The 3957-nt window shown below is 31.2% G+C and carries 3 protein-coding genes; all 3 read left to right on the forward strand.

Features of this window, described 5'->3' with window-relative positions; all coding sequences use genetic code 11:
- The first annotated feature begins 59 nt into the window (after window positions 1-59).
- Entirely contained in the window at window positions 60-587 is a 528-nt protein-coding gene (gene hpf, locus VK998_RS00025) for a ribosome hibernation-promoting factor, HPF/YfiA family (RefSeq protein ID WP_325224084.1), read from the forward strand.
- A gap of 84 nt (window positions 588-671) precedes the next feature.
- Window positions 672-1190, forward strand: a complete 519-nt coding sequence (locus tag VK998_RS00030; RefSeq protein WP_325224087.1) for a DUF5317 family protein — start codon at window positions 672-674, stop codon at window positions 1188-1190.
- A gap of 90 nt (window positions 1191-1280) precedes the next feature.
- On the forward strand, window positions 1281-3957 hold a 2677-nt coding region (gene secA / locus VK998_RS00035; protein WP_325224089.1), incomplete at its 3' end, for a preprotein translocase subunit SecA.

Below are 3957 nucleotides of genomic sequence, written 5' to 3' on the forward strand. Positions count from 1 at the left end.
GGGTATATTATATTAATAAAGGATATAAGTTTTTGCTTATATGAAAGGAGCTGGGGTTTATGAAACTAAATTTTGTTGGAAAAAACATGGAGGTTACAGAAGCTTTAAAGAATGTAACGGAGAAAAAGTTAGGAAAATTAGACAAGTATTTTCAAAAAGATGCAGAAGGTAATGTGGCTTATAGTGTAGAAAGGAATAGAAAGATTATTGAAGTTACCATAAACCTACCCGGAACTATACTTAGGACTGAAGAATCTAGTGATGATATGTATGCTTCTATTGACAATGCAGTAGATGTATTAGAACGTCAAATTAGAAAACATAAAACAAAATTACAAAGACGATATAATAATGGAGAAACTATAAGATTTGAAAATATTATGCCTCTAAAGGAAGAAGATGATAGACCAAAAGTTGTTAGAACAAAAAGATTTGATATGAAACCTATGAATGTAGAAGAAGCTATATTACAGATGGAGTTATTAAGACATAACTTCTTCGTGTTCATGAATGCAGAATCAGATGATTTAAATGTATTATATAAAAGAAAAGATGGAAACTATGGGTTGATTGAACCAGAGTTTTAATAGTATAATTAAGATAGATTTAAAATTGCAGGATATATATCCTGCAATTTTATTTTACTGTAATAGGCAAAGGGAGATGATATTATGATTATAGAAGCTATACTTATTTCTATAATTCTTGGTTTAATTAGAGGTGGTAAGCTTAAAAGGTTTAAGTCAATAAATCATAAAACCATGTGGATATTTATTTTAGGAATTTTAATTCAGTACATATTGGCATTTTTATTTGAAATGAATGAAATAAATAGTATAAATAAAATATTGGTATATAGTAAACAATTACAGATAATATCTTATATTTTGATTTTGATAGGGGTTGGCTCAAACCTTAGACTTAGATCTTTGTGGGCAATTTTATTAGGATATGTATTAAATTTTATAGTATTAGCCACGAATAATTGGGAAAAACCCATTCTTATAAATAACTCCATTATAGAAAATATTAAATTTCCAATTTTAGGAGATACTATTGGTTTTTTTGAACCATATCCATTTCCAAAAACAATTAGTTTAGGGGATTTGATTATAGGTTTTGGGATTTTTGCTTTAATACAGGAGATAATGCTAGGAGAAGATTCCTTTATGGGAGGATATAGATATTAGCAGTTACCAGACATTATATCTTGTTTGGTATATCAATAAATGATAAAATATAGTGATGTAGATTAGTCAATATTGAAAGGCGGTAAAAGTATGAAAAGCTTTTTTAATAAAATATTTGGTTCTTATAGTGAAAGAGAATTAAAACGTATAGAACCTTTAGTGAATAAGATTGAAAGTTTAGATGAAGATATGCAAAAATTATCGGATGAACAGTTGCAAAGTAAAACTATAGAGTTTAAAGAAAGGTTAAATAAAGGTGAAACTTTAGAAGATATTTTACCAGAAGCCTATGCAGTGGTAAGAGAGGCATCTTATAGAGTACTTGGCATGAAACATTTTAGGGTCCAATTGATGGGCGGTATAATTCTCCACCAAGGAAGGATTGCTGAGATGAAAACTGGAGAAGGGAAAACTTTAGTGGCTACTTTGCCAGCCTATTTAAATGGATTAACAGGAAAAGGGGTTCATATTGTAACGGTTAATGACTATTTGGCTAAAAGGGATAAACAATGGATGGGAAAGGTATATGAATTTCTTGGTTTAAATGTAGGTTGCATTGTTCACGGTATGAGTAATACCGAAAGAAAAGCTGCTTACAACTGTGATATTACCTATGGAACTAACAACGAATTTGGATTCGATTATTTAAGGGATAATATGGTTATCTACAAGGAAGAGATGGTACAAAGAAAACTATATTATTCAATAGTAGACGAAGTGGATAGTATATTAATTGATGAGGCTAGAACTCCATTGATAATATCAGGTCGAGGAGAACAATCCACAAAATTATATGAAGCAGCCGATTCTTTTGTATCTACTTTGACTGGAAGAATAGTTGATCCTAAAGAGGAAAGAAATGATCCTTTTGATAGGGAAATTAAGGAAGAAACAGTAGATTTTTTAATTGATGAAAAGGCAAGAACTTGTACTTTGACTGAAAAGGGAACTGCTAAAGCAGAGAATTATTTTGGTTTAGAAAATTTAGCAGACCCAAATAATATGGAAATAGCCCATCATATTAATCAAGGGCTAAAAGCAAGAAATATTATGAAAAGAGATATAGACTATGTAGTAAAAGATGGAGAAGTATTAATTGTAGATGAATTTACTGGTAGACTTATGTATGGCCGGAGATATAGCGAAGGTTTACACCAAGCTATTGAAGCAAAAGAAAGATTGAATGTAAAATCAGAGTCAAAAACCTTAGCTACTATTACATTCCAAAATTATTTTAGAATGTACGAAAAATTGGCAGGTATGACAGGAACAGCTAAAACGGAAGAATCGGAATTTAGTGAAATATATGGAATGGATGTAGTGGAAATTCCTACTAATGAACCAGTTATACGTGAGGATTTTCCTGATGTAGTATATAAAAATGAAGAAGCGAAATTTAATGCTATTGTTGAAGAAATTAAGGAAAAACATAGTATTGGTCAACCAATTTTAGTAGGGACTATTTCTATTGAAAAATCTGAATTGTTAAGTAAAATGCTTAAAAAAGCAGGAATACCTCATGAAGTACTAAATGCAAAATATCATGAAAGGGAAGCAGAAATAGTTGCCCAAGCAGGGAGATTAGGAGCCATAACCATAGCAACCAATATGGCAGGAAGAGGAACGGATATAGTGCTAGGAGGAAATCCAGAGTATTTAGCAAAATTAGAATTGAAAAAAAGAGGATATTCAGATGAAATAATAGCGGCAGTTGATAGTTTTATAGAAATATCTGATGAAGAAACCGTTAAGGCTAGGGAAGAATATAGAAAGTTTTATGAAGAGAATAGAAAAAAAACAGAAAAAGAAGCAGAAGAAGTAATAAAAGCAGGTGGACTCCATATTATTGGTACTGAACGCCATGAATCTAGAAGGATAGATAACCAACTTCGTGGTCGTTCCGGAAGACAAGGAGACCCAGGTTCATCTAGGTTCTATATATCCTTAGAAGACGATTTAATGAGACTCTTTGGAGGAGAAAGAATGAAGGATATGGTAAATAGTCTAAATATGCCTGAAGATGAACCATTAGAGCATAAACTACTTACTAGATCCATAGAAAATGCTCAAAGAAAAGTGGAAGGTAATAATTTTGCTATAAGAAAGCATGTATTACAATACGATGATGTAATGAATAAACAAAGAGAAGTAATCTATGCTGAGAGAAGAAAAGTTCTGGAAGGGGAAGATTTGAGGGAACATATTTTAAGCATGGTAAAAAATATAATAGAAGAAGCAGTGGAAATCTATACAAGACAAAGCAAATATCCAGAAGAATGGGATATAGTAGGGCTGGAAAATTATTTAGCAAATATATTTTTACCTAAGAATAGATTAAAAATAGATGATATCGAATCTTTAGATAAGGAAAAGCTAATAGAAATTCTCTACAATATTGGAGAAGAAAGATATAAGGAAAAAGAAGAAGAAATTGGGGAAGAAATGTTTAGAGAAATAGAAAGGGTAATTTTATTACAGGTTGTAGACAGTAAGTGGATGGATCATATAGATGCAATGGATCAACTGAGACAAGGAATTGGTCTAAGAGCATATGGTCAAGAAGATCCTGTCAGAGCTTATCAAAATGAAGGGTTTGATATGTTTGAAGAGATGAACCATAGTATACAGGAAGATACAGTAAGATATCTATACCATGTAGAATCACCAGAAAAAATGAAAAGAAAAAGGGTAGCAGAACCAGTAAATACAGAGGGGAAATCTCAACAACCAATTGTAAAAAAGAAAAAAATAGGTAGAAATGATCCAT

This window comes from Schnuerera sp. (assembly GCF_035459645.1).
Taxonomy (GTDB): Bacteria; Bacillota; Clostridia; order Tissierellales; family Tepidimicrobiaceae; genus Schnuerera.

Coding starts and splice junctions, on each gene's coding strand:
- hpf (WP_325224084.1), top strand. CDS start 60: ATGAAACTAAATTTTGTTGGAAAAAACATGGAGGTTACAGAAGCTTTA.
- VK998_RS00030 (WP_325224087.1), top strand. CDS start 672: ATGATTATAGAAGCTATACTTATTTCTATAATTCTTGGTTTAATTAGA.